This window comes from Bacteroidia bacterium (genome assembly GCA_027493955.1).
Taxonomy (GTDB): domain Bacteria; phylum Bacteroidota; class Ignavibacteria; order SZUA-365; family SZUA-365; genus JAOSJT01.
Genome location: JAOSJT010000001.1, coordinates 2,554,756 through 2,579,855 on the forward strand (window position 1 = coordinate 2,554,756; position 25,100 = coordinate 2,579,855).

General features: G+C 57.3%; 15 protein-coding genes. 1 reads left to right on the plus strand and 14 read right to left on the minus strand.

Annotation, left to right across the window (positions count from 1 at the left end; genetic code table 11):
* Positions 1-389 precede the first annotated feature (389 nt).
* From M5R41_09720 to M5R41_09730, 3 genes are all read right to left on the minus strand, one after another.
* Positions 390-3,959, minus strand: a complete 3,570-nt coding sequence (locus M5R41_09720; protein MCZ7556663.1) for a T9SS type A sorting domain-containing protein — start codon at positions 3,957-3,959, stop codon at positions 390-392.
* Between the two features lie 378 nt (positions 3,960-4,337).
* Positions 4,338-7,829 carry a GEVED domain-containing protein gene (locus tag M5R41_09725; protein ID MCZ7556664.1) on the minus strand — a complete coding sequence of 1,164 codons (3,492 nt, stop codon included), beginning with the start codon at positions 7,827-7,829 and terminating at the stop codon, positions 4,338-4,340.
* A gap of 462 nt (positions 7,830-8,291) precedes the next feature.
* Positions 8,292-11,807 carry a T9SS type A sorting domain-containing protein gene (locus tag M5R41_09730; protein ID MCZ7556665.1) on the minus strand — a complete coding sequence of 1,172 codons (3,516 nt, stop codon included), beginning with the start codon at positions 11,805-11,807 and terminating at the stop codon, positions 8,292-8,294.
* 731 nt (positions 11,808-12,538) lie between these two features.
* On the opposite strand from M5R41_09730, the gene M5R41_09735 reads away from it, so the two are divergent.
* Positions 12,539-14,311 (plus strand): CotH kinase family protein, encoded by a 1,773-nt coding sequence (locus M5R41_09735; protein MCZ7556666.1) that lies wholly within the window; start codon positions 12,539-12,541, stop codon positions 14,309-14,311.
* A gap of 39 nt (positions 14,312-14,350) precedes the next feature.
* On the opposite strand, the gene M5R41_09740 is transcribed toward M5R41_09735, so the two are convergent.
* From M5R41_09740 to M5R41_09790, 11 genes are all read right to left on the minus strand, one after another.
* Positions 14,351-14,824, minus strand: coding sequence for a J domain-containing protein (locus M5R41_09740; GenBank protein ID MCZ7556667.1), 474 nt, complete (start codon positions 14,822-14,824; stop codon positions 14,351-14,353).
* 26 nt (positions 14,825-14,850) lie between these two features.
* Entirely contained in the window at positions 14,851-15,621 is a 771-nt protein-coding gene (locus M5R41_09745; GenBank protein ID MCZ7556668.1) for a 16S rRNA (uracil(1498)-N(3))-methyltransferase, read from the minus strand.
* 477 nt (positions 15,622-16,098) lie between these two features.
* Positions 16,099-16,935 carry a hypothetical protein gene (locus M5R41_09750; protein ID MCZ7556669.1) on the minus strand — a complete coding sequence of 279 codons (837 nt, stop codon included), beginning with the start codon at positions 16,933-16,935 and terminating at the stop codon, positions 16,099-16,101.
* A 237-nt stretch (positions 16,936-17,172) separates the two neighbouring features.
* The gene (locus M5R41_09755; GenBank protein MCZ7556670.1) at positions 17,173-18,507 is read right to left on the minus strand and encodes a BamA/TamA family outer membrane protein; all 1,335 of its coding nucleotides are present in this window, start codon (positions 18,505-18,507) and stop codon (positions 17,173-17,175) included.
* A 10-nt stretch (positions 18,508-18,517) separates the two neighbouring features.
* Positions 18,518-19,417, minus strand: coding sequence for a hypothetical protein (locus tag M5R41_09760; GenBank protein ID MCZ7556671.1), 900 nt, complete (start codon positions 19,415-19,417; stop codon positions 18,518-18,520).
* A 132-nt stretch (positions 19,418-19,549) separates the two neighbouring features.
* Entirely contained in the window at positions 19,550-20,962 is a 1,413-nt protein-coding gene (dnaB, locus tag M5R41_09765; protein MCZ7556672.1) for a replicative DNA helicase, read from the minus strand.
* 4 nt (positions 20,963-20,966) lie between these two features.
* The gene (locus M5R41_09770) at positions 20,967-21,689 is read right to left on the minus strand and encodes a uracil-DNA glycosylase (GenBank protein MCZ7556673.1); all 723 of its coding nucleotides are present in this window, start codon (positions 21,687-21,689) and stop codon (positions 20,967-20,969) included.
* Positions 21,690-21,747: 58 nt separating this feature from the next.
* The gene (coaBC, locus tag M5R41_09775; protein MCZ7556674.1) at positions 21,748-22,962 is read right to left on the minus strand and encodes a bifunctional phosphopantothenoylcysteine decarboxylase/phosphopantothenate--cysteine ligase CoaBC; all 1,215 of its coding nucleotides are present in this window, start codon (positions 22,960-22,962) and stop codon (positions 21,748-21,750) included.
* Positions 22,959-23,249: a DNA-directed RNA polymerase subunit omega gene (locus M5R41_09780; GenBank protein MCZ7556675.1), complete on the minus strand. Its 291-nt coding sequence runs from the start codon at positions 23,247-23,249 to the stop codon at positions 22,959-22,961. Before M5R41_09780 ends, coaBC begins: the two co-directional genes overlap by 4 nt.
* A 21-nt stretch (positions 23,250-23,270) precedes the next feature.
* On the minus strand, positions 23,271-23,837 hold the full coding sequence (gene gmk, locus M5R41_09785) for a guanylate kinase (GenBank protein ID MCZ7556676.1): 567 nt from the start codon (positions 23,835-23,837) through the stop codon (positions 23,271-23,273).
* Positions 23,838-24,716, minus strand: coding sequence for a YicC family protein (locus M5R41_09790; protein ID MCZ7556677.1), 879 nt, complete (start codon positions 24,714-24,716; stop codon positions 23,838-23,840).
* Between the last annotated feature and the right edge of the window lie 384 nt (positions 24,717-25,100).

Below are 25,100 nucleotides of genomic sequence, written 5' to 3' on the forward strand. Positions count from 1 at the left end.
TCGGGCATGGGATCATACAAGGACACTTTCCGTCTCCACAACAATGGCAATACCGCGCCGTTAATGTCGCCAGCATGTGTTGGTTATAACGGCCACCGTGACCGCGATAGTCGGTCGCGAAACACGAAGCGGACGCTTACCCGGCGCTACTCGCAACGACGTCTGACCAGGCATACATACGTGTGAAACGTCCTCGATCTCCGGCACTTTCATTGATCACGGAGAGCCCCCTGCAAGAATCCCAGGTCCATCAGAGTTTTCAGGTACAAAGCGGCGCCTCCCGGCTGCGGCCATGCATGGGTCGTTCTCCCGTATCATTCTTCCGTATCAAGGAGAAAGCCCCGCTGTTGCGGGGCTTTCTCAGGGTCAGGGTTGTCGGTGTGATGCGCTTACTTCGAAAGCATCATCTGTATGGTCTTGACATAGTCACCGGCGATCATGCGGCAAATGTACGTGCCGCTCGGCAGATCGCGTGCGTCAAACAGCGTCGTGTACCGGCCCGCGGGCATCGTCTCGTTGACCAGTTCCGCCACTTCGGCGCCAAGCTGGTTGTACACAACGATGCGCACCGCGCGCTCTTCCGCTACGCCGAAGCTGATGCTCGTCGAGGGATTGAACGGGTTCGGATAGTTCTGATCCAGAGAGAAGCTCACCGGAACGTCGCCATCGGCCTTCACGAATCCGTACGGGTGCGCCAGCGCGATGTTGCCGCCCACGTTGCCCGGATTCAGACTGAACACCTTCACCTGCGAATTCGCCGGATCGGATGCCGACGTCGTGCCCGCGATCGGATTCTCCCACTGGCCCAGCATCACCGCCTGGCGAACGCCGCGAAGCTGCAGAGGATCCTGCACCATCGCCGCTTCCTGCGGTGCATACGGGAAGGTGATGTCCGCCGTCCACGAGCCACCGCTGTGCGTGATCTGCCAGTAGCGCTTGACGTAGTGCATGCGCGCAAGGTTCTGCGGCAGCTGGTTCGGGAACACCGTGATCGTCATGGAGTTCACCGTGCCACTCGTCATGTGCACCGTGCCGATCGGGTCGCCCGTCGCGGCGTCGGTGAAGATGTAGGTGTTCGGTGCCGTCATCGGTCCGAGCGTCCGGCTCTGCGACGTCGGCGCATATCCGCCACCGCTGGCGACAACGCGCAGCTCGACCACCACGCGGAACACTTCGTTCGTCGCGCGCAAGCCGTTCATCGGAGGCGGGAAGTCGTTGTTGAACAGCATGCCGTAGAACTGCAGTTCACCACGATGCACGCCGATGGGCAGGCCCGACGGATCAATGGTCATGGTGAAGGTCTGGAACTGACGCGGACGCGGCGGGGTGAAGTTGTAGCCCTGCAGCGTCGGATCCGGTGTGGACTTGGTCAGCGTGATCCACGGGGTCGTGGTCGTCACATCCCAGAGGAAGTCGCCAAGGGTACCGAAGATGTTCGTCGTCGTCGAAACGGCATAGGTCTTGTTGATCAGGCCCGGTTGTTTGTAGTTGGCCGTGATCTGAATGGGAATGCCCGGATCGTCCACATACGAGGTGATCGGCGAGCCGGGGAAGCCGTAACCGATTTTCGGCGGCGGCGACGGGTTGTCGTCCATGATGATGTCGTCGATCGCGACACAACTGTTGGCACCGGACGGGTTGGAAACCTGGAAGGCGATGTAGTAATTCGCCGGTGCTGATGGATCCGTGTTGAAATACGGAGCCGTACCCGGAATGGTGCCGGCGGCGTCGATGGGCACACCCGTCTGCGGGACCACCCAAGTGTTCACCACCGTCATCGTGGCGGGATTCGGCGTCTGCCCGACAAGCAGAGCAAGCGTGATCGGTCCCGCTGCACCGGGGCAACCGCCGTACTTGAAGCGCACGCGATAGCTCGAACCAGCGCGAAGAAGTGCGGGAGGGCTCACGAGGTAATCGTTTGCGTTCAGGTCAGTGAGATACGCGCCAACCTGACTTGAGACTGGTACATAGATGTACACACCCCAGGTGTTCGCGCCGCCATTGTTGATGACAGTCCAGCCGCTGCGGAAATTGCTCGGCAGACCGCTAGGAGACAGACCTTCGAAATTCTCGAAACCGTACACCTTGTCAATCTGCACGTTCATCAGATAGGAACTGTTGTCATTGCCGGGTGCGCCATCGCCCGTATAGAATGCGCGGACATACACGGTCACCGGACCGAGTGCGGTTGGTGTGTACGGCGTCGTAAAGGTAACTGTTGCCTGTCCGCCGGCCCAGGTAGGGGTGAAGGTTTGCGACACGCCGTCGCCGGTGCTGGCCGGCAAACTGCCCGCCTTGTACACCAGAGTCACGGACGTCGGCGGGGTTTCCCAGCCGTTGGTTTTGATCACTGCGCTGACAGTATGCGGCTGACCCTGCACCTGTGCCCAGCGATTAACAGCGTAACCGACATGCGCGGACACGACTTCGATGTCCTTCTGCGGGAAGTCGCCTACCACGAGGTCATCGATCGCCATGCCGGCGTAAATCACCGAACCGTCGGAACTGCCGCGGAAACGGATCTGAACACACTGCTGTCCCGCGAGACCGGTGAGCGTATGCACCGAACGCACCCACGTGCTCGCTGCGGTACCGTTCCAGCATGGGCCGGCCCAGGAGATGACGCTGGCGACGTTGTACCAGTTGAGGGAGGACGGCAACGGCGGGAAAGTTCCGAGAGTCAACCAGGTTGTACCTCCGTTGGTCGTGTATTCCACCCATGCGCCGTCCCAGGAGGACTCGAAATCATACTTGCGAGAAAAGGCAAGTACGGGGTCATTTACCGCGCCAACAAAGCTCATCGGTGGCGACATGGCCCAGGAATTCTCGCTGTTGTTGTAGGTGTTGGACGTCGTCTGCATAAGCAGCGCGTTGGGCGGAGAGGCAGCCGTCGTACCGATACTGCCGCCCGGAGTGCCGACGCGCCAACTTGAGTTCGTACCGCCAAAGGTCCAGCCATGACCCACCGCATCGAAGCTCTGCGAGTACGGCAGAGAGACTGCGATACCATAGGAATTGACAGTAGCTGGCGGTGTCGAACCTGGAGGCGTCGTGCCGCTGCCTCCGAAAGGCGAGGTCGCGACATTGTTGTTGTTGTCACGGGCACCAATGTACCAGTAGACCACGTCTCCGAGAGCGACGCCGCCAAGCGTTGCGTGGTTGATGGTAAAGGTGTACGTGCTGCCAACCACAGACGTGGCTGCGGCATTGAACCATGAACCGGTGTTCTTGCGGAACCAGATCGCCGTCGCAGCGACGGAGTTGTTATCGGTAATCGTAGCCGTGACCGTCGTGTTTGCTGAGCCGCCGCAGGAGGGCTGACTCGTCACAGTGATCGTCGGAGGAGGATCGCCTGATGGGCTCAATACCATCTGGATATTCGGCAACGAGGTATTTGCGCTCAAACTCGTCGGTGGATTGTTGTCGGCCGCAGCGCTGCGATGCTGCGTGGTCGTGGACGTGGTATAGTAGAAGGACGGACCGCTGCCCCAGTTGGTGTCGTCTCGAACCACTCGCACGATAACATTGCCTCCCGAGTAGAGGAAGGGCGTGGTCAATGTGAAGTTCCACCATCCGGTGACGTTGAACAGTGGATGTGTGCCACTCCAGACCAGGGTACCCGATGTCGAGGGAGCACCGGTCGACATGGTCGTTTGTGTCGTGTTCTCGAGATAGATGTACAACATCGATCCGAGTTGCGGCGTGTAAGAACTTGCAGATGCAACATTCCAGCGGAGATTGGTGATGGTACCCGGACCACCGATCCACCCTCCCGCCGCAAGATTAGCGGCGGTATACACCGCTTCCGAGCGGCTGTACCACCAGACCATATTAACCGGATAGGACTGTGTTGAGGTCCCTGTGCCGATGGTCACTGTGATCTGGGCGGATGCGTCTCCCAACCCCAGGATCAACAGCATCGCGAGCGCGAGAACTCGCAGTGAGAAACGTAGCTTCATAACATCTACTCCTTGTGAAGGTGCGACTACGTGAATGAGGTGATTTTTATCGGATCATACAACCGTATTATCTTTTTAATGGTAAATAAAAGCACAAGTTCCAGACAATACTTGATATGTCTGTTCGTGTTGCATTCACGGTGCGGCGTGTGAATAACCTCCAACAACCCTGTGAATTGGTCGGTGCGAATCGGTCACTTTGGGGCCGGGCTAACTCTACACTGTGAATCTAGCACCCCGATGTACGAAAAGCAAGGGGGAGGGATAAAAACCGGAAGCGCTTCCGCGGCTGCTCCCATGGTGTTTTTGTGGCGATCGCAAGAGAAAGCCCCGCTGTTGCGGGGCCTTCTCATGGTCAGGATTGTCGGTGTGATGCGCTTACTTCGAAAGCATCATCTGTATGGTCTTGACATAGTCACCGGCGATCATGCGGCAAATGTACGTGCCGCTCGGCAGATCGCGTGCGTCAAACAGCGTCGTGTACCGGCCCGCGGGCATCGTCTCGTTGACCAGTTCCGCCACTTCGGCGCCCAGCTGGTTGTACACAACGATGCGCACCGCGCGCTCTTCCGCTACGCCAAAGCTGATGCTCGTCGAGGGATTGAACGGGTTCGGATAGTTCTGATCCAGAGAGAAGCTCACCGGAACGTCGCCATCGGCCTTCACGAATCCGTACGGGTGCGCCAACGCGATGTTGCCGCCCACGTTACCCGGATTCAGACTGAACACCTTCACCTGCGAATTCGCCGGATCGGATGCCGACGTCGTGCCCGCGATCGGATTCTCCCACTGGCCCAGCATCACCGCCTGGCGAACGCCGCGAAGCTGCAGAGGATCCTGCACCATCGCCGCTTCCTGCGGTGCATACGGGAAGGTGATGTCCGCCGTCCACGAGCCGCCGCTGTGCGTGATCTGCCAGTAGCGCTTGACGTAGTGCATGCGCGCAAGGTTCTGCGGCAGCTGGTTCGGGAACACCGTGATCGTCATGGAGTTCACCGTGCCGCTCGTCATGTGCACCGTGCCGATCGGGTCGCCCGTCGCGGCGTCGGTGAAGATGTAGGTGTTCGGTGCCGTCATCGGTCCGAGCGTCCGGCTCTGCGACGTCGGCGCATATCCGCCACCGCTGGCGACAACGCGCAGCTCGACCACCACGCGGAACACTTCGTTCGTCGCGCGCAAACCGTTCATCGGAGGCGGGAAGTCGTTGTTGAACAGCATGCCGTAGAACTGCAGCTCACCACGATGCACGCCGATGGGCAGGCCCGACGGATCAATGGTCATGGTGAAGGTCTGGAACTGACGCGGACGCGGCGGGGTGAAGTTGTAGCCCTGCAGCGTCGGATCCGGTGTGGACTTGGTCAGCGTGATCCACGGGGTCGTGGTCGTCACATCCCAGAGGAAGTCGCCAAGGGTACCGAAGATGTTCGTCGTCGTCGAAACGGCATAGGTCTTGTTGATCAGGCCCGGTTGTTTGTAGTTGGCCGTGATCTGAATGGGAATGCCCGGATCGTCCACATACGAGGTGATCGGCGAGCCGGGGAAGCCGTAACCGATTTTCGGCGGCGGCGACGGGTTGTCGTCCATGATGATGTCGTCCAGTGCAACGCAGCCATTTCCGGAAGGATTCGTGGCACGGAAGGCGATGTAGTAGTTCGCAGGAGCCGAAGGATCCGTGTTGAAATACGGCGCGGTGCCGGGTATGACACCGGTTGCATCCACGTAGTTGCTGACCTGCGGCACGACCCACGTATTGACCACACTCATGGTGGCGGGATTCGGGTTCTGACCATAGAGCAACACCAGCGTTGTCGGAGCGGTACCCCACGAACATCCGCTATACTTGAAACGAACCCGATAGCTTGAACCGGCACGGAGAAGCGCGGGCGGACTGATCAGATAATCGTTCGCATTGAGGTCGCTGACATAGGCGCCGACATAGCGCGGACCATCGGTGTACACACCCCAGGTGTTCGCGCCACCATTGTTGACCACCGTCCAGCCGGTACGGAAATTCGGCAGGCCGGTCGCTGCCAGACCTTCGAATTCTTCGAACCCGTAGACCTTGTCGATCTGGACATTCATTGCATAGGATTTATTGTCGTTGGCGGGTGCGCCGTCACCCGTGTAGAATGCGCGCACAAACACCGTCACCGGTCCGAGCGCTGTGGGGATGTACGGGGTCGAGAAGGTCACCGTGGCCTGTCCACTGGCCCAGGTCGGTGTAAAGGTTTGCGACACACCATCGCCGGTGCTGGCCGGCACACTGCCCGCCTTGTACACCAGAGTCACGGACGTCGGCGGGCTTTCCCAGCCGTTGGTCTTGATCACTGCGCTGACGGTATGCGGCTGACCTTGCACCTGTGCCCAGCGATTAAGAGCATAACCGACATGCGCGGACACGACTTCGATGTCCTTCTGCGGGAAGTCGCCTACCACCAGGTCATCGATCGCCATGCCGGCGTAAATCACTGAACCGTCGGAACTGCCGCGGAATCGAAGCTGCACACACTGCTGTCCGGCAAGACCGGTGAGCGTATGCACCGAACGCACCCACGTGCTCGCTGCGGTACCGTTCCAGCATGGGCCGGCCCAGGAGATGACACTGGCGACGTTGTACCAGTTCAGGGAGGACGGCAACGGCGGGAAGGTCCCGAGCGTCAGCCAGTTCGTGCCACCGTTCGTGGTGTACTCCACCCATGCGCCGTCCCAGGAGGACTCGAAATCATACTTGCGAGAAAAAGCAAGTACGGGGTCATTTACCGCGCCAACAAAGCTCATCGGTGGCGACATGGCCCAGGAATTCTCATTGTTGTTGTAGGTGTTGGACGTCGTCTGCATCAGCAATGCGTTAGGCGGAGACGCGGCGGTGGTACCGATGCTGCCACCGGGAGTTCCAACTCTCCAACTCGATGCCGTTCCGCCGAAGGTCCAGCCGTGCCCTACCGCATCGAAGCTCTGCGAATACGGCAGGGACAGGGCAATACCGTAAGAATAGAAAATCGCCGGAGGCGTTGAGCCGGGAGGCGTCGCACCGCTGCCTCCGGATGGAAGCGTCGCCACGCCGTTGAGGTTGTCCCTTGCGCCCAGGTACCAATAGACCATATCGCCGGGAACGACTCCACCCAACGTCGCATGATTGATGATGAAGGTGTACGTAGATCCTACCACCGAGGTCGCGGCGGCATTGAACCAGGAACCGGTGTTCTTGCGGAACCAGATCGCCGCAGCGGCCACGCTTCCGTTGTCGGTAATCGTAGCAACCACAGTCTGATTGGCGACAGTTCCGCAGCCAGGGGAACTGGTGAGAACGATAGTCGGCGGCGGATCACCCAGTCCCGTAACTGCTATCGTGTAATCTTCCACTTCACCGAACGTCTCGACACCGCATGAGAGATTGGTCAATGACGGATAATACGACACGCGTACACGCATACGCTTGTTACCGGTGAGTGTACCAACAGGGCAGGTAATGCTGCCGGTAAAGAGCGTATTGTTGGTCGTTGTGAGGAGAAACGATTCCCCGACATCGGTAAAGACCGAGTTGTTGTTCCAGTCCACCCAGACATTGCACTGATCACCTGAATAGCCGTTGGGATTGGTGACGGAAATGGGGTAGGACGAACCGGCTGTCATCGCTCCCGGTGCAACCGTTGTCGTAAAATCGGTGTATCCTCCTGTACCGCAGGCATTACTGCTGTTATTGATGCCCGCGACTGTGACGTTGTAGATTGCTTCATCATATCCTCCGCAATAGGTAGAACCCGCGGTGCAGTACTGCGCCGAGGCAGTGCCGGATAGGACAAGCAACAATGCGGCCACGAACGGTAAGAACTTTACCGCAACGCAGTGCATGCTGAAACAAGGTTTCATGGCGTTTCTCCTTTTGAAGGTACAACTATGTAGGGACTTGAGCTATAACAAGACAATATATGAGTGCATTATCTACTTCCCGTCGTGCAACAGGCCGTAGTTCCATCAATCACTCGGTATCGGATTAATCGTAGATGGTTTCCACCACGGGATTCTTTGTGGCTTCCATCGACAGACACGCCGACATCATACCGTAAAATTTTCACCGAAACCTACAGTTTTCCTCGCCAAGATGCAACCTCAGTGAAAATTTGCATCAGAGTCTCCACGATATGCGTCGAGCGTTTGATATCTCTCCGACAGACCATGAGAGACTTCTCCAGCGAGTGATCCCTCCCTTCTACCGGTACCGATAGGAATGAAGCCATTGACCACAGGTGGGGGGCTAATTGGCCCCATCGATACGAAAAGGCCCCGCTGTTGCGGGGCCTTCTCATGGTCAGGATTGTCGGTGTGATGCGCTTACTTCGAAAGCATCATCTGTATGGTCTTGACATAGTCACCGGCGATCATGCGGCAAATGTACGTGCCGCTCGGCAGATCGCGTGCGTCAAACAGCGTCGTGTACCGGCCCGCGGGCATCGTCTCGTTGACCAGTTCCGCCACTTCGGCGCCCAGCTGGTTGTACACAACGATGCGCACCGTGCGCTCTTCCGCTACGCCAAAGCTGATGCTCGTCGAGGGATTGAACGGGTTCGGATAGTTCTGATCCAGAGAGAAGCTCACCGGAACGTCGCCATCGGCCTTCACGAATCCGTACGGGTGCGCCAACGCGATGTTGCCGCCCACGTTACCCGGATTCAGACTGAACACCTTCACCTGCGAATTCGCCGGATCGGATGCCGACGTCGTGCCCGCGATCGGATTCTCCCACTGGCCCAGCATCACCGCCTGGCGAACGCCGCGAAGCTGCAGAGGATCCTGCACCATCGCCGCTTCCTGCGGTGCATACGGGAAGGTGATGTCCGCCGTCCACGAGCCGCCGCTGTGCGTGATCTGCCAGTAGCGCTTGACGTAGTGCATGCGCGCAAGGTTCTGCGGCAGCTGGTTCGGGAACACCGTGATCGTCATGGAGTTCACCGTGCCACTCGTCATGTGCACCGTGCCGATCGGGTCGCCCGTCGCGGCGTCGGTGAAGATGTAGGTGTTCGGTGCCGTCATCGGTCCGAGCGTCCGGCTCTGCGACGTCGGCGCATATCCGCCGCCGCTGGCCACCACGCGCAGCTCGACCACCACGCGGAAGACTTCGTTCGTCGCGCGCAAGCCGTTCATCGGAGGCGGGAAGTCGTTGTTGAACAGCATGCCGTAGAACTGCAGTTCACCACGATGCACGCCGATCGGCAGGCCCGACGGATCAATGGTCATGGTGAAGGTCTGGAACTGACGCGGACGCGGCGGGGTGAAGTTGTAGCCCTGCAGCGTCGGATCCGGTGTGGACTTGGTCAGCGTGATCCACGGGGTCGTGGTCGTCACATCCCAGAGGAAGTCGCCAAGGGTACCGAAGATGTTCGTCGTCGTCGAGACGGCATAGGTCTTGTTGATCAGGCCCGGTTGTTTGTAGTTGGCCGTGATCTGAATGGGAATGCCCGGATCGTCCACATACGAGGTGATCGGCGAGCCGGGGAAGCCGTAACCGATTTTCGGCGGCGGCGACGGGTTGTCGTCCATGATGATGTCGTCGATCGCGACACAACTGTTGGCGCCGGACGGATTCGTTGCATGGAAAGCGATGTAGTAATTCGCCGGAGCGGAGGGATCGGTATTGAAGTACGGTGCCGTTCCGGGGATTACTCCTGCTGCATCGATAGCGACACCGGTCTGGGGCACAACCCACGTATTCACAACGGACATCGTTGCCGGATTCGGCGTCTGCCCGACAAGCAGAGCAAGCGTGATCGGTCCCGCTGCACCAGGGCAACCGCCGTACTTGAAGCGCACACGATAGCTCGAACCGGCACGCAGCAGTGCGGGCGGGCTGATCAGATAATCGTTGGCGTTCAGATCGGTCAGGTAACCGGCGATGGTACTCGCGGTCGGAACGTAGATGTACACACCCCAGGTGTTCGCGCCGCCATTGTTGATGACAGTCCAACCTGTGCGGAAATTCGGCAAGCCGGAAGCGGGAAGACCTTCGAAATCCTCGAAGCCATACACTTTGTCCGTCTGCACGTTCATGATGTAGGATTTGCTGTCGTTGCCCGGGGCACCGTCACCTGTGTAGAAAGCGCGCACGTGGACCGTGACCGGACCAAGCGCGGTGGGGGTGTACGGTGTGGAGAAGTTCACCGTCGCTTGGCCGCTGGCCCACGTCGGTGAGAAAGTCTGCGACACGCCGTCACCGGTGCTGGCCGGCACGCTGCCCGCCTTGTACACCAAAGTCACGGACGTTGGCGGGGTTTCCCAGCCATTGGTCTTGATCACCGCGCTGACGGTATGCGGCTGGCCCTGCACCTGTGCCCAGCGATCAACCGCGTAGCTCACATTTGCGGATACCACCTCGATATCCTTTTGCGGGAAGTCGCCCACGACAAGATCATCGATCGCCATGCCGCTATAAACGACCGATCCGTCGGATGCTGCACGAATACGAATACGCACGCAGGACTGGCCTGCGAGACCTGTCAGAGTATGCACGGATCGTACCCACGCTGTGTAGGAATCGGCGGTCCAGGATGGTTGATTCGGCGCCGAGTTGAGCGAACCAACGGTGTACCAGTTCAGGGAGCTGGGGCCCGGCGGGAAGGTGCCGAGAGTAATCCAGTTGGTGCCGTTGTTGGTGGTGTATTCCACCCAGGTACCATCCCACACATTCTCGATATTGCGCTTCTGGCTGAAGGCGATCACGGGGTCATTGATGAGCCCGGTAAAACTCATCGGCGGAGACATCGCCCACGATTGCTCGTTGTTCGCATACTGACCGGAAGTCGTCTGCCACAGCAGCGCATTCGGAGGAGATGCGGCCGTCGTACCGATCAGACCAACCGGAGTCCCGACACGCCAGGTTGACGCCGTTCCTCCGAAGGTCCAACCATGACCCACCGCATCAAAGCTCTGTGAATACGGCAAGGACACGGCGATGCCGTACGAATTCGGCGCCGGGGGTGGCGTGGAACCCGGAGGTGTCGTACCACTGCCGCCGGAGGGCAAGGTGGCGACGCCGTTAAGATTGTCGCGTGCGCCGATGTACCACCAGATCACATCGCCTGGCACCACACCGCCGACCGTCGCATGGTTGATGGTAAAGGTGTACGTGCTGCCGACAGTGGACGTCGGGTTTGCATTATACCACGTCCCCGTGTTCTTGCGGAACCAGATGACGGCTGCGGCGACAGTACCGTTGTCCGTGATATTGGCGACGACCGTCTGGTTCGCCGTGCTACCGCATGCGGGAGAGCTGGTCAGCGAAATGGTGGGTGGTGGATCGCCAAGCCCTGTCACAGCGATGGTGTAGTCTTCGACTTCACCGAAGGTTTCAACGCCGCACGAGAGGTTCGTCAGCGTCGGATAATAGGAAAGGCGGACACGCATCCGCTTGTTACCCGTGAGTGTGCCTACAGGACAGGTGATGTTGCCGGTGAACAATGCGTTGTTCGTTGTGCTGAGCAGGAAGGCCTCCCCCGCATCGGTAAACACATTGTTGTTGTTCCAGTCAACCCAGACGTTCACCTGATCCCCCGTGTAGGCATACAAGTTGGTGACGGAAATGGGATACGAAGAACCGGCGGTCATGGCCCCCGGAGTCACGGTTGCGGTATAGTCGGAGTAGCCGCCGGTGCCACAACCACTGTTATTGTTGATGCCGGCAACCGTGACATTGCTGATTTGTTCGTCGCCACCGCCGCAGTAGGTCGACCCCGCAGTGCAGTACTGGGCCGAGGCGGACGACGTCAGCACCAGAAACAACACGGCAACAGACCCGAGTAATGCTGTGATACTCCGTAGGTTTGGGGTCGCGACATATGTCGAAGGAGATTTCATAAATACCTCGTGTTAATTAAGAGTGATCCGAATATGTACTCGTATTACATGTCCTTCCTTCCGTGTACTGGGTGGAAGCACATCTCACCAATCCGCTTTTGTTGTTCGTACGGCCACCGTATATCGCGGCGACCTGTGGATGCCGATGCAAGCAGTTATGGGACGTTCAGTCCGGTGAGGATGAGAGCAGGTGCGGAACTTCGTTTGCGGCCGCGCAGAGGGCTATGCGGCATTTGAACGAAAGCAATGCGCTTTCAGGGATGATCTGTGCGGAAATTACACTGTTCCAGCGAGAAACGCAACAAATTGTGGAAGGACCGAAAAAAAACTTGTGGGGACGGGACCCGAGAATCATCGCTGCCGCGTGCTTCGCGCTCAAATACCCATGGTGCGGGGCCATAAGTCCTTACGCTGGTGCTGTTTCACACCGACACCGTGGAGGATGTCTGCAAGGAGGTCAAAGCAACACAATGTACTGGTTTTGGCCTTTTTTCCGCTCGTGTGAGCGATGGCGATGGTCGTATAGCGGTAAGCGAGCGGTGTCTGTACCTCCTCAGCCTGATCTCGCGGCGGTAAGCGCAGATCGCTTCGTGCGCTTCCTGAGACCGCTTTCTTGTCACGATCATCATGTCCCGACACTTTGTCCGCAGGATTGCATGCGTTGGTTTGTTACCCTTGCTCCGCCAGCTCCGGGAACGTACTTTTTCCGATAGAAAGGAAGCGGATTTCTGATGAATTCAATACTCCAGGCACAGAGTTCCTTCATGTCACGTCCATCGCAGCAACCCGGTATCCCATTTCTGTCCATTCTGCCGGCATCGGAATATCGCTCTTGCCTGCACAGGTGTTGCCGACGTAGGCTCCGGGCTCTTACAGCGTTGCATGCGGTGATCATGTTCCTCGGCGTGTTTTCGTGCACCGTGGAGCTCCGGGCACAGAGAGTGGAATTCACCGCATCTTCTCTTCCAATTGTGGTCATCAACACCGATGGCGTCGAAATCCCGGACGAGCCCAAAGTTCCGGCGTACATGGGAATTATTCGTTCCTCGTCCGGCGCAAATCACATTGACAGCACCTTCACCGACTATGACGGCCTGATTTCCATAGAGCTCCGGGGTAATTCTTCCTTGACCTATGATCAGAAGCAATATCTGTTCAAAACCGTGAGCTCATCCGGGCAGGACAGCAACGTCGTACTTATGGACTTTCCTGCCGAGCATGAATGGATTCTGTTCGGTCCTGCGGTGGACAAATCGCTGATGCGCAACGTGCTCATGTTTCGCATTGCACGTGAACTCGGTTGGTACGCAAGCCGCACACAGTTTTGCGAACTCGTCCTGAATGGCGATTACCGGGGTGTGTATGTGTTGATGGAAAATGTCAAGCGGGACAAAAGCCGCGTGAACATTTCCAAAATCGCAGGAGACATCACCTCCGGCGAACCCCTCACCGGTGGTTATATTCTTGCCATTGACCACAACGGCAAACAGAACGACAAAGGCTTCGCGGCCGCGGAGGATTCCCTGGGAACTTTCGTGTATTGGTATATCTATCCCTCTCCGAAAAACATCAATGTACAGCAAGAGTGGTATATACAAGGATACGTCAAATCGTTCGAGGCGCTCATGCGCCATCCCGCATTCAATGACCCGCTTCGCGGGTATGCGGCATTCCTGAATCTAGATTCTTTTATTGATTACATTTTGCTCAACGAGTGGTCCAACAATGTTGACAGCTATGTCGCCAGTGCCTACCTGCATAAAGACAGGCAGAGCGCCGGAGGGAAGCTCACGGCGGGCCCGGTGTGGGATTTCAATATCGCCTTCGGGAATGCGAATTATGCGGGAGGCGAGCGCAGCTCCGGATGGAGAATTCATTACGAGCGAGTGCCTTTTTGGTGGCGCCGACTACTGCAGGATACCGCCTTCGTGTCAAGACTAGAAAAGCGCTGGACGGAACTGCGCGCCTCATCATTGCACGAGGAGCGGGTCGGACACATCATTGACTCCGTAGCGACCTTGCTTGACGAGGCGCAGGTCAGGCATTTCCTGCGCTGGGACCTCCTCGGGACGTACATTTGGCCCAACGCCTATGTGGGTGAGAGTTACCTGGATGAGGTTGATTACCTCAAAAACTGGATCCGGGACCGCCTGCACTGGATGGACAGAAATTTACCATCGATTGCTTTACCGCTGGACAAAGGCATGACCACCGCTGCTGATTTCTCTGTCACAGATGATGCTCCATCAATTACCGTCTATCCCACACCGAGTGCGGGAAGTGTTACCGTGCGTTACGAAACAGCTGCAACAGCCGGTGTGGAAGTGGTTGTTCGCGACCTACTCGGGAGGGTGGTACAGAGAGTCACGCAGGGAGCAGTCACGGGCGGCACCGCCCATGCTCTGCAAATGCATTTACAGGATCAACCCACAGGGCTGTATCAGATAATCCTGATGCACAATGGTGCGCCATCCACTTCGACATTGATGCACATCCTCCGTTGACACCTTTGCGCCCGAGGAGAACGAAGGAGAGACTCTCCTTCAGCGAATTCCTCTGCGACGCGCAATGATCTGATATGCTTCGTTGATGATTTTCGCCTTTTCGGCCGCTGCGGCTTGCTGCTCAGCGCTGAGCGTTGCGACCCGGTCGGGATGGTACTGCGCCATGAGTTTTCGATAGGTTTTTCGTATTTGCTCGTCGGACGCATCCGGGGTGAGCCCGAGTCGAGTGAAATACCAGGCGTCCTCACGCTCTCCCGGTTTACGTTTTCCCTCGGATCTGTTACCGCCGTGGTGTTCTTGTCGGCCGGAGGAATGGCTTCTCCCAGTGTTGGTGCCGGAGGAGGAGGATTGTGATCGAGGTCCGGATTCGGGTTCTCCGCCCTGTGCGCCACGCCGGAGTTCCTCATCGAAGTCATGAAGATCTTTGGCTTCCTGTGAAAAATTGTCCAGTACGTCGTTGACAGTACTTTTCAGGACACGACTGAGTCTGCGAAGAATCTGGGAGTAGGACATAGTGCGGTGTTGGTGAGTGATCAGATTTACCTACGAGAGCGTTCTTCAGCGTTGGTGATGTCAGACACCTGGTTGTCCCGCGACGGATTTTGGTGTTCCAGCCGGGCGATGACGCGGGCAAGCGCCGCAATCGCCGCGGTTTCCCCCCGCAATCGGCGTGGTCCCAGAGAAAGAATTTCCGCGCCACGATCACGAAACAGAGCGACTTCTTCATCGGCGAATCCACCTTCCGGCCCGATGAACAGGGTAATCGGTTTGTCATCGAAGCTGAGGTTTTCCGGAGTACAGGACAGATCTGCGGCTTCGTGACACACGAGCAATCTGTGCTCCGCAGCGGCGTGCAGCGTCTGCTCGAGTATCAGTGCTTCATGGATTTCCGGAACGACAGCCCGCAAGCATTGTTTCACCGCGGTTTCGGCGAGAGTTCGGAGCCGCGCGATCTTCACTGATGATGGTACTGTCCGTTTGGTCAGAAGCGGCTGAAAAGCTGTCATACCCAGTTCCGTACCTTTTTCCACAACCCAGTCCATTTTGCCTGGATTTTTCATGACAGCGAGCGCCAGAGTAACCGGGATCGGCGGTTCATTGAAATGGCGGAGTTTCTCTCTGAGCGTACAGATCGTCGCTTCCTTTTCGATCGAGTGAATGACGGCATCGTACACGGCTCCCTTGAGGTCATTGATCAGAATCGGATCTCCCTCGCGCAGGCGCAGGACACGCGAGAGGTGGAGGTGTTCCTGACCAGATACTCGCGCGGAGTTTGTGGAGGTGAATTCGCGGGCAAAGAAGAGATTCATGCTGTTAATGTACGAAGGGATGTGCTAGGGAGAAAAGGCGGGCGTGGTGGATTGGTGCTTTGTGCCGCCATCGCGTTGTATTGGGAATTGGGTTCATGAATCGCACTGCTCTTTTCTGTGGGGTGGTCGTGGAGGGCAGCGAGCTTCCCCGGGTTTTTGGGGCTGTGTATGTAGGAAAACCGATATTCAGGGTATAGCAATTTCGATTCATGAATCGAAATTACCGGGGGTGGGCTCTGTGAACCAATTTCGATTCATGAATCGAAATTACTACCTTCAGGATCAGGATATGGTCCTCTGTATCCCTCAGCCTCATCAAACCCAGCCCTGCCATCACCTCCAGCCCCTCCTCCCTTCCCCGTACACCACCCAATTCATCCGTCACCCCACGCTCCGCCTCCCCGCACAGCCGCTCGCCGACCCGGGATATACGCTTCCCACACCCGCCTTCGCAGGATTACCACTCAATGCTGCCCGTCAACTATCACCGGGCTCTCTCAGAAAAATCCTACCTGGACCCACAGACCAGATCAACCGTACTCGCGTGCGACCTCCGGGCACACTCTCTCCTCCTGTCGCTTCCCTGTTACCAAAAATTCCGGTCAACGGCCGCAACAACGAGTTGTTCAGAAACAGTGCCCGGCCCAGCAGCATCGTGTCGCACGGCAGCTCCACTGCCTCCGGAAGCCCAACCACCTCTGCGCCGCCGCACAACGCCCCGAACACCTTCCGCAAGCCGCTCAACATGGCCGATGAAAAGCTTTGCGTCTGTGCGCTCTGTGCGCCAGCTTCCTCGGAGCGCAACGAACACCGCACGCGACGGAAGCGCATATCAAGTCGCGCGCACACGCGATCGATCTCATGCTGATCGGTCAAGACCCGATCCTTGTACCCGAGTGTCCAGAAATGCGTCCCGCTCCCGCCGCGCGCGCTGTTGATGCGGCGCGCGCTGTTCATTTTCACATATCCCGCGAACGCCGAAATGGTCATCTGGCGACGATACAGCCACTTGTCGAACCATTCGATGAAGCGGGAAATGAATGGCTTCCGCCACGACTCGATGGTGACCACAAACTCCACGCACCGGGGACGAATGTCCATGGCATCGATGCGCAGGCAGGTGAACACCTGTAAGGCGGTGCCAAGCACGCCCAGCAGTAACTCGCCAAAGGTGTTGAGCGTCATCACTCCCTTGTTCATCGTGCCGAGTACCGCCCCGTGTTTGTCGACGTCGAAGCGCAGATGATACGTCCCCGGCTCCGAGTAATCATGATCCGGCAAACGCTTTTGATTGAATTGTCCTGTGCTGTCCATGTAATGCTCCCAAAATGAACATGGTCAGAAAGTATGAACAAGCAAACTATGCAATACTCCCAATAGTCGAAAGTCAAAAATCCGGGCCCGGCCTATTTTCCCCGAGGAACGAAAAAAACCGACAGTACTTTTCGTATACCGACCTCAGCTGACTCCGAAATTCAAGCGCACAGGCTCCAACACCCGGCGGTTCGTACAGCGATCAAACCGAATTCCAGATCTTGTCATCGAGGCGCCTTAGAACGATGCCCCCACATCGAATATCCACTGTCCGCGTCCCGCTTCATCCCAGGCACGGTCTATGCGGAACACGGTGCTGTACGGCAAAAGAAAGTGCAACCCGGCACCGTATCCCCTGGACGCCGATGCGATGTCAGGATGTTCCTTCCTGTCCCAGACCATGCCGGCATCGGCGAAGAGCGCCGCATACAAACCGAGTTTCCAGGTACGGAACTGGCGTACCGGTACCTCGGGGACGTGAATGTACAATCGCGGTACGATAGGGATACGCAATTCGGCAAACGCACCGGCGGCATTCTCACCCTCGAGCTCCGTATGAAAATGACCGCGGAGACGCTCGGAAAAACCGAAAAAAACATGCTCGTAATTCGGAACGGATGGCCCACTGCTGAGTACCGCAAATGTGCGAAGTCCCAGGGAAACACCTCCCGGAAGGAGCTGATAGACGCGGACATCAAATGACCACTGTAGAAAATCGACATAGCCGAACCATACGCCTTTCTTCACGATGTTCGCCATGCCGAAAATGCCGCTCGTGGGATACTCCGCCAGATCACGGGTATCATGCCGCGCTCCGGCACCCACCGTCAGATAGCGGTCTATCCCGGCGTCGGATAAGGTCCTCCCCGCGCGCTTGTCGGTCACCTCGACGTAATTGTAGCTGGCGGTAATCCAGGCGCTGCGAAACTGGTCTATACGCTTGCCAAAGCCCTGATGCAGCTTGTAGCGAATCTCGTCGAAGTTGGGTCCTTCACCCTGCGAAATCCTGCTTTTGTTCACCACCCGCGACCAGGCGAAATTGCTCTCCATGAACATATGCTCGTCTTCGAGTATCCATGGATTGACATAGCTCAATGATACCCAGGGGTTGTAGCCCAGTACGAATCCCGCAAATAATTTCTCATTTCTCCCGCGGAAGTTGTCGTGCTTTACGCCCAGGCCGTAATACCAATTGTCCCAGTTTCTTTCCACTATACCGAACATCGGGACAGGATACAGATACCAGCGTTCGTCCACCTCGATAATGAGAACCGTGCTGTCGATCGGCGGCCAGGTGATGTCCACGCGATTGAATAAACCCAGACTGTAAATTCTGTTCTTCGAATATTCGAGCTCCGCAACATCTATCGTATCCCCAACCTGAAGTGTCAGCTCGCGCAGGATGACTTCCGTTTTCGTCAACTCGTTGCCCAGAACTCCCACCGCTGAAATGACTTGATTCGGACGCGGCGCCAGCGGTGCGGAAGGCTCTCCATCCTGCGCGAACACGGTGGCCGCACATGCGAGCAGGACATCGGCAAACACAATAATCAGTATGCGAAGGGTCTGCACTGCCTGCCTTTCAGAAGCGGTAGGTAAATCGCGCGGAGGTGACAATATCGGGACGGCCATCGGGCAGGCGCTGCAAACGTGCGCCGGAGCGCAACTCCACGGCCTGATTGAAACGTGCCGCCGCCCAGGCGGCATCGATGGCGCTGAGAAAATGATTCAGGATCAGAAGGTTGATGATGGCGCTGGATCTGTCGTAATACCGGTTTGCATCGCCACGGAGACCACTGTAGTACAGGAAATTCGGGGAGGGATTCCAGTAATCCCCTTCCAATTTGTCATTCCAGCCGTAGGAATACTGGTTATATTTCCCGATCAGTTCGTAGTATTGCTGATCGCCGTAGTCCGGTAGTCTGTGTGAAAACTGCGGTACCGCCATTTCCGTCGTGTGCATCTGCTCCCAGTTCACGCGCTGCCAATGTGGCAAGGACTTGTCGGGATTGATGTCGATGTGCACCGCTTTGTCGCCGCCAGGATAGTTTTTCGCATTCTCGTTCAACCACTGGGCGTATTTGACCACGCTCCAATTCTGATCGGCATAATGTTGATAGATGACCGTCGCATCGTCACCCCTTCGGTTGGCGTCAATCGAGTAGTACCAACCGGCTCCTTCAAGCGCCGCGAATAATCCCGCCAGCAGATAGCTGCCCGCGTACACTTCGCCCGCTCCGGGGAGGATCAGGGACAGAGCCCCCGCCAACACGGGACTCTTTCTCGCCGGATTCATCCTCTGTGGCGCGGGGATCATCGGCTGAAATCTCATGCTCTCCGCAGGATGCATCTGACCGGCATCGAAACCCCGCATCTCTGCGGCGATGGAGAGCGGGACCGTGACGCGTTCTTCCTGATTCTGGGCGATCAGGGTGCCGTATACAAAAAATGGGATTGAGAACAGAATACTGAAAAGACGCATGTGTCGATTTCCTCGATATCAGGAAAAACTAGAATCGTTGTCTTCGCAAAACAAGACCATTCGTAATGCTCCTCCCTTGGTATGCACGTGGCGGAAAACGGCCACGTCGGTTCACATGCCCAAGTGCATGCGCTAGAAGCTCGGTTCCTCATCCGGCGGCGGAAGCATGCTCACCGGCATGCGTGTTTCAAGATTTTCGAAGCGCGCGTATTCGGAAATCCACGCCAGATCAACTTCACCGACCTCGCCGTTTCGCTGCTTCGCGATGATGACCGAGGCGCGGCCGAGTTCCTCCGGGGGAGCCTCGGCGTCCTTATTCCGGTGAATGAACATCACAACGTCGGCATCCTGCTCGATGGCGCCGGATTCACGAAGATCGGCAAGCATCGGTTTGCCGCCGGCACGCGTCTCTACGCTTCGGTTGAGCTGCGAAAGCGCAATAACCGGAACATTTAAATCTTTTGCCAGTCCCTTGAGCGAACGACTGATCGAGGCGATTTCACGCTCACGGCTCTCGCGTACCAGTGGTGCGCTCATGAGCTGCAGATAGTCGATCACGATCAGCTTCACACCATGCTCGTGCACCATGCGACGCGCCTTCGCACGCAGCTCAAGTATGGAAATGCCGGGCGTGTCGTCAATAAGAATGGACGCTCTCTCCAGTTTCCCCACATAGCGGGCGAGTCGATTGAAATCCTCCTCGCGAATGCGTCCCGTACGAACGAGCTGCATATTGACACGCGCTTCGGCGCAGAGCAAACGGAGCGCCAACTGCTCGCTGGACATTTCCAGACTGAACACGCCCACTGGCATATCCGCATCGATTGCCGCGTTTCGCGCCATGGAAAGCGCCAACGCCGTTTTGCCCATGGAGGGACGCGCCGCAAGCACGATAAGATCCGTCGGCTGCCACCCACCAGTCTTGTCATCGAGCATGGTGTATCCTGAAGGTACGCCGGTAACACCCGAATGCTCCTGGGAGATTTTGTAGACCTTGTTGAGCAGAGGCTTCACGATGACACGTATCTCGGTGAAGCTCTGCTTTATATGTCGCTCGGAGAGCTTGAATATCTCTTCCTCCGCCCGGTCGATCATCTCGAAGGCGTCGCTGGTCTCGATGTAGCAATCGGTGATCAGGGATGTATTCAGCTCGATCAGTTGGCGCTTGATGGCCTTTTCGAGTACGATGCGGCAATGATACTCGATATGCGCGGGCGAAATCACTTCACCCGTCAGCTGCGTCAAATACATCATCCCGCCAATCGTCTCGATGCTGCCCGCTCTGCGCAAATCCTCGCCGACGGTGATGAGATCCACTGGTTGCTGTTTCTCGAAAAGGCGCGCGATGGAATCGAAGATCGTGCGGTGTGCGTCTGCGTAAAACGCTTCGCGCGTCAGCAGCGATAACACGTGCGACACCGTAGCTTCCGGCTGCAGCAGCATCGCACCCAGCACGGCGCGCTCCACATCCAGCGCCTGCGGCGGAACACGGACAGCGGTTGCGCTGCTTCGCTCTGTAACGTACGGAGGGAATGGTGCGTCCATGGTATCAGCTCTTTCTTCCGACAGAAAGCGTATCGTAGAGGGCCCGGAACTTTTGCACATCCTCCCAGGTGGGGCGCTTCCAATTCGGATTGCGAAGAAGCGCGGCAGGATGGTAGGTCACAACCAGGGGAATACCACGATACTCATGGACGGATGCGCGAAGCTTCGTCAGTGAGTCGTTCGTGCGCAGCAATGTCTGTGCGGCGATGCGTCCGAGCGCGAGGAGGATTTTCGGTTGAAGGAGTTCCAACTGTTTGTGCAGATACGGTTCGCATTGTTCCACCTCGGAGGCGAGCGGATCGCGATTGTTCGGCGGACGACACTTCAGGATGTTGCAGATGAAGACTTCCTCACGCGAAAAATGAATCGCCTTGAGGATGTCATTGAGCAACTGCCCGGCACGGCCGACGAACGGCTCCCCTTTCTTGTCCTCATCAGCGCCAGGGGCTTCGCCTACTATCACGACGTCGGCGGCTGGATTGCCGACACCAAAGACGAAGCGAGTACGCGTTTCTCCCAGAGGACACTTGTGGCAATCGCAGATCATGGCATTGAGCGCCCCGAGCGTATCTGCTGTTTTCCACATCTCATCCACGCGCCCATTATCCTCAACCAGGCCTTGCGAGGCGAGAGTAACGCGTCGCAGGACCTCGTGCTCGACGTAGAGCAGGTCTCCATACTGTTCTTGCTGCTGCCGGAGATAGCGATGGAGATCAGACACTGGCATTACCATGTTCATGTACGAAGTGGAAAACTACATTCCCCGGGAAATCAATCCAAACCAGTCAGCCGGCGCGCGAAGCCAGCACCGAAGCCGCCCGGTCGAGAATAATCTCCGCGATCCGCCTCTTATCCATCAAAGGCAGAATTTCTTCCGAACCATCGCGCCCGAACAAGGTCACGACATTGGTGTCGGAACCGAAAGCGGCACCCTCCGTCCGTGGATTGTTCAGAACGATAAGGTCCGCATTTTTCCCGACAAGCTTTTTCCGGGCGTTCTCTTTTTCATTTTCGGTTTCAAGCGCAAATCCGACAAGCACCGCCCCACCGCGGCTGCCCAGGGCGTGCAGAATATCGGGCGTGCGTACAAGGCGCAGGTCAAGGCCTGTTTCGTTGCCGTCATCCTTCTTCATCTTCTGCTCTGCGGGGCTGGCAGGACGAAAATCGGCTACCGCGGCGGTGAGTACGCAAATATCGGCACTGTCGGCATGCGTCATCGCGGCGGCATACATCGCGTCAGCGGTCTCGACGTCCATGCGCTCGACACCTTCCGGCGTCGGGAGATGGACTGGGCCGCTCAACAGTATCACCCGCGCACCGCGCGCGGCGGCGGCGGCGGCAATGGCATAGCCCATTTTCCCGGAACTTCTGTTCCCGATGAATCGCACAGGATCGATGGGTTCATATGTCGGACCGGCTGTGACCAGGACGGTACGTCCCGCTAGGTCGTGAGCCCGGGCAAACATGCGCGTGATCGCATCCATGAGTACGCCGGTTTCGGGAAGTCGCCCGGGGCCCGACAATCCGGACGCAAGTTCGCCTTCGTCGGGATCAATGATGCCGACACCACGGCGGCGTAGGATGTCCAGATTCTCCTGCGTCGCTGTATGAACGAACATGTCGGTATCCATCGCAGGAGCCACCAGCAGCGGACAGCGCAGCGCCAGAACGAGCGAGGTCAGCGCATTGTCCGCCATGCCCTGCGCGATTTTCGCAATGGAATTCGCAGACGCCGGCGCGATGATCATGAGGTCGGCCCAGAGAGCGAGATGGATATGCCAGGTCCCCTTGGACCGGTCGGCGGGAAACATGTCCAGGACCACGTCCCCCTGGCTGAGTGTTGCGAGAGTGAGCGGTGTAATGAATTCGCAAGCCGAGGGCGTCATGACGACGCGAACCTCTGCCCCGCATTTCACGAGCTCACGAACGAGCAGGGCGGACTTATATGCCGCAATACTGCCGGTGACTCCGACGAGAATGTGCTTGCCGCGAAGGCTCATTCTTCCTTGTAGCGATAGGTTACGCGGTCGTTCATCAGATCCGCTACCGCCTGCTGTGTGGGTTTGGGCATTTTTTCAAATTCTATGCTGATGCGCGCCTGCTCGGGATTGCTCTCGATTTCCTCATCGGAATCCATGCGCGTGGTGAACATTTCCAGCTCCTGATTGAGCTGGATCTTGATCTCTTCGTTGATCTGCCGTGCACGACGCGAAAGCACCACGATTGCTTCGTAGATGTTTTCGGCGTGATTGTCGATGACGGAAAGATCCAGAGGTTCGAGGGACATAGAATGACTCCTGCTGAGTTATTATGAAACGTGTTCGCTGTTCTGATACGATTCGATGAGCGCCGCAACTTCGGGGATGGAACGCGTCAGATCGTCGTTGATGACCACATGGTCGAAATGCACCGCTTGTTCCAGTTCCCAGACGGAACGGTCCATGCGGCGTTCGATTACCTCAGCGCCGTCGGTCCCGCGGTGCTCGAGTCTTTGGCGGAGCACCTCCAGGCTTGGCGGCTTGATGAAAATGAGTACGGCGGAGCTGCCATACAGTCGTTTGATGGCAAGGGCACCTTTGACGTCGATGTCGAACAGCATGTGCCCGTTCTCACGCAGCACCTCGTCCACCTGCGAACGCAGGGTGCCGTAGAGATTGCCGTATATCTCTTCCCACTCCACGACGTCTCCGCCGGCAACGCGGCGTTCGAATTCTTCGCGTGTGAGAAAATAATAATCCTTGCCCTCGGTCTCGCGCGGTCTCTGCGCACGCGTCGTAGCCGAAACGGAGAAGCGCAGTGCCGGAAAGCGCTGGAGGATGCCGCGGGCAATGGTCGTTTTTCCCGCGCCGCTCGGGGCTGAAAGGACGAAAAGCATTTACTCGATATTCTGTATCTGTTCGCGGATGCGCTCGAGTTCTTCCTTGATGGAAACGACGATATGCGCGATTTCCGCATCATAGCTTTTGGAGCTGATGGTGTTGGCTTCCCGATTCATCTCCTGCAGGAGAAAAGAAAGCTTCCTCCCTTCCGACTCGCCGGAGTCGAGATTCTCGAGGAAGAATTTTGTGTGACTACGGAAGCGCACGAGCTCTTCGGTGATGTCCATTTTATCTGCAAGCAGCACGATTTCGAGTTCCAGACGTTCGCGATCAATTCTCTCGTCCGCCATCACGGCCTGAAGACGCTCGACGAGCCGTTCGCGCTCCAGATCCGCGCGCCCGGCGGCCAGCTTCTCGATGGCGTCGATGCCGGCGCTCATCACGCCAGCCCGCTGTGCGAGATCATCCGAAAGCTCCCGCCCTTCCTTTTCCTTCATGCTGAGCATATTGTCCACGGCGGCGGTAACCGCATCGGTGACCAGCGTCCATTCCTCATCGGAAATCGCTTCCTGCTCATCCACCGCGAATACGTCCGGAAATTTCATCAGCGTATCGAGCGTGATACCGCCTTCAAGCCCGAGGGCATCACGGAGAGAAATCAGCATGGCGTGGTAATCACGGGCGGCCTCCTCGTTGATACGCGCCGGGGCGGCCTCGATTGCGGCCCGGTCCACTGCCACGTTGAGATTGACCTTGCCCCTGCGTACGCGGGGACGTATCAATTCCTTCAGATCCAGTTCCCTGTTCTGCAGATGCTTGGGCAACCGCACCGAGAACTCGTAATAGCGGTTGTTGACCGAGCGAATTTCGGCCGTGACTGTGGTCGATTCATTCGCCGCCGTCCCGCTTCCATATCCAGTCATACTTATGAGCATATACAAACCGCCTTTTACTCGTTCCGAACCTTAAATGTACGGAGAGTTCTGGCTTTATCAAAACAATTGCACGGCAATACGGCCGCAGGCAAGACCATCGGGAATCGTTAATCGGGAATCGTTAATCGGGAATCGTTAATCGGGAAGGAGAAGCGGGAAAGGGGCGGGGAGCCTCACGTTGAGTGTGCCACCCGGCTGTCCAGATTCAGGATCGTGGACACCGATCTATTTCCTGGGACGCATCAGGTCCTGGTGGTTTCGGTCCATGATCTGAAACCTCCGGGACCTATTGTAACCAACGAATGGATCGGTGCCCGATTCTCGATTCACGATTCTCGATTCACGATTCTCGATTCACGATTCACGATTCTCGATTCTCGATCC

Coding starts and splice junctions, on each gene's coding strand:
- M5R41_09720 (MCZ7556663.1), bottom strand. CDS start 3,959: ATGAAGCTACGTTTCTCACTGCGAGTTCTCGCGCTCGCGATGCTGTTG.
- M5R41_09725 (MCZ7556664.1), bottom strand. CDS start 7,829: ATGAAACCTTGTTTCAGCATGCACTGCGTTGCGGTAAAGTTCTTACCG.
- M5R41_09730 (MCZ7556665.1), bottom strand. CDS start 11,807: ATGAAATCTCCTTCGACATATGTCGCGACCCCAAACCTACGGAGTATC.
- M5R41_09735 (MCZ7556666.1), top strand. CDS start 12,539: ATGAATTCAATACTCCAGGCACAGAGTTCCTTCATGTCACGTCCATCG.
- M5R41_09740 (MCZ7556667.1), bottom strand. CDS start 14,824: ATGTCCTACTCCCAGATTCTTCGCAGACTCAGTCGTGTCCTGAAAAGT.
- M5R41_09745 (MCZ7556668.1), bottom strand. CDS start 15,621: ATGAATCTCTTCTTTGCCCGCGAATTCACCTCCACAAACTCCGCGCGA.
- M5R41_09750 (MCZ7556669.1), bottom strand. CDS start 16,935: ATGGACAGCACAGGACAATTCAATCAAAAGCGTTTGCCGGATCATGAT.
- M5R41_09760 (MCZ7556671.1), bottom strand. CDS start 19,417: ATGCGTCTTTTCAGTATTCTGTTCTCAATCCCATTTTTTGTATACGGC.
- dnaB (MCZ7556672.1), bottom strand. CDS start 20,962: ATGGACGCACCATTCCCTCCGTACGTTACAGAGCGAAGCAGCGCAACC.
- M5R41_09770 (MCZ7556673.1), bottom strand. CDS start 21,689: ATGCCAGTGTCTGATCTCCATCGCTATCTCCGGCAGCAGCAAGAACAG.
- coaBC (MCZ7556674.1), bottom strand. CDS start 22,962: ATGAGCCTTCGCGGCAAGCACATTCTCGTCGGAGTCACCGGCAGTATT.
- M5R41_09780 (MCZ7556675.1), bottom strand. CDS start 23,249: ATGTCCCTCGAACCTCTGGATCTTTCCGTCATCGACAATCACGCCGAA.
- gmk (MCZ7556676.1), bottom strand. CDS start 23,837: ATGCTTTTCGTCCTTTCAGCCCCGAGCGGCGCGGGAAAAACGACCATT.
- M5R41_09790 (MCZ7556677.1), bottom strand. CDS start 24,716: ATGCTCATAAGTATGACTGGATATGGAAGCGGGACGGCGGCGAATGAA.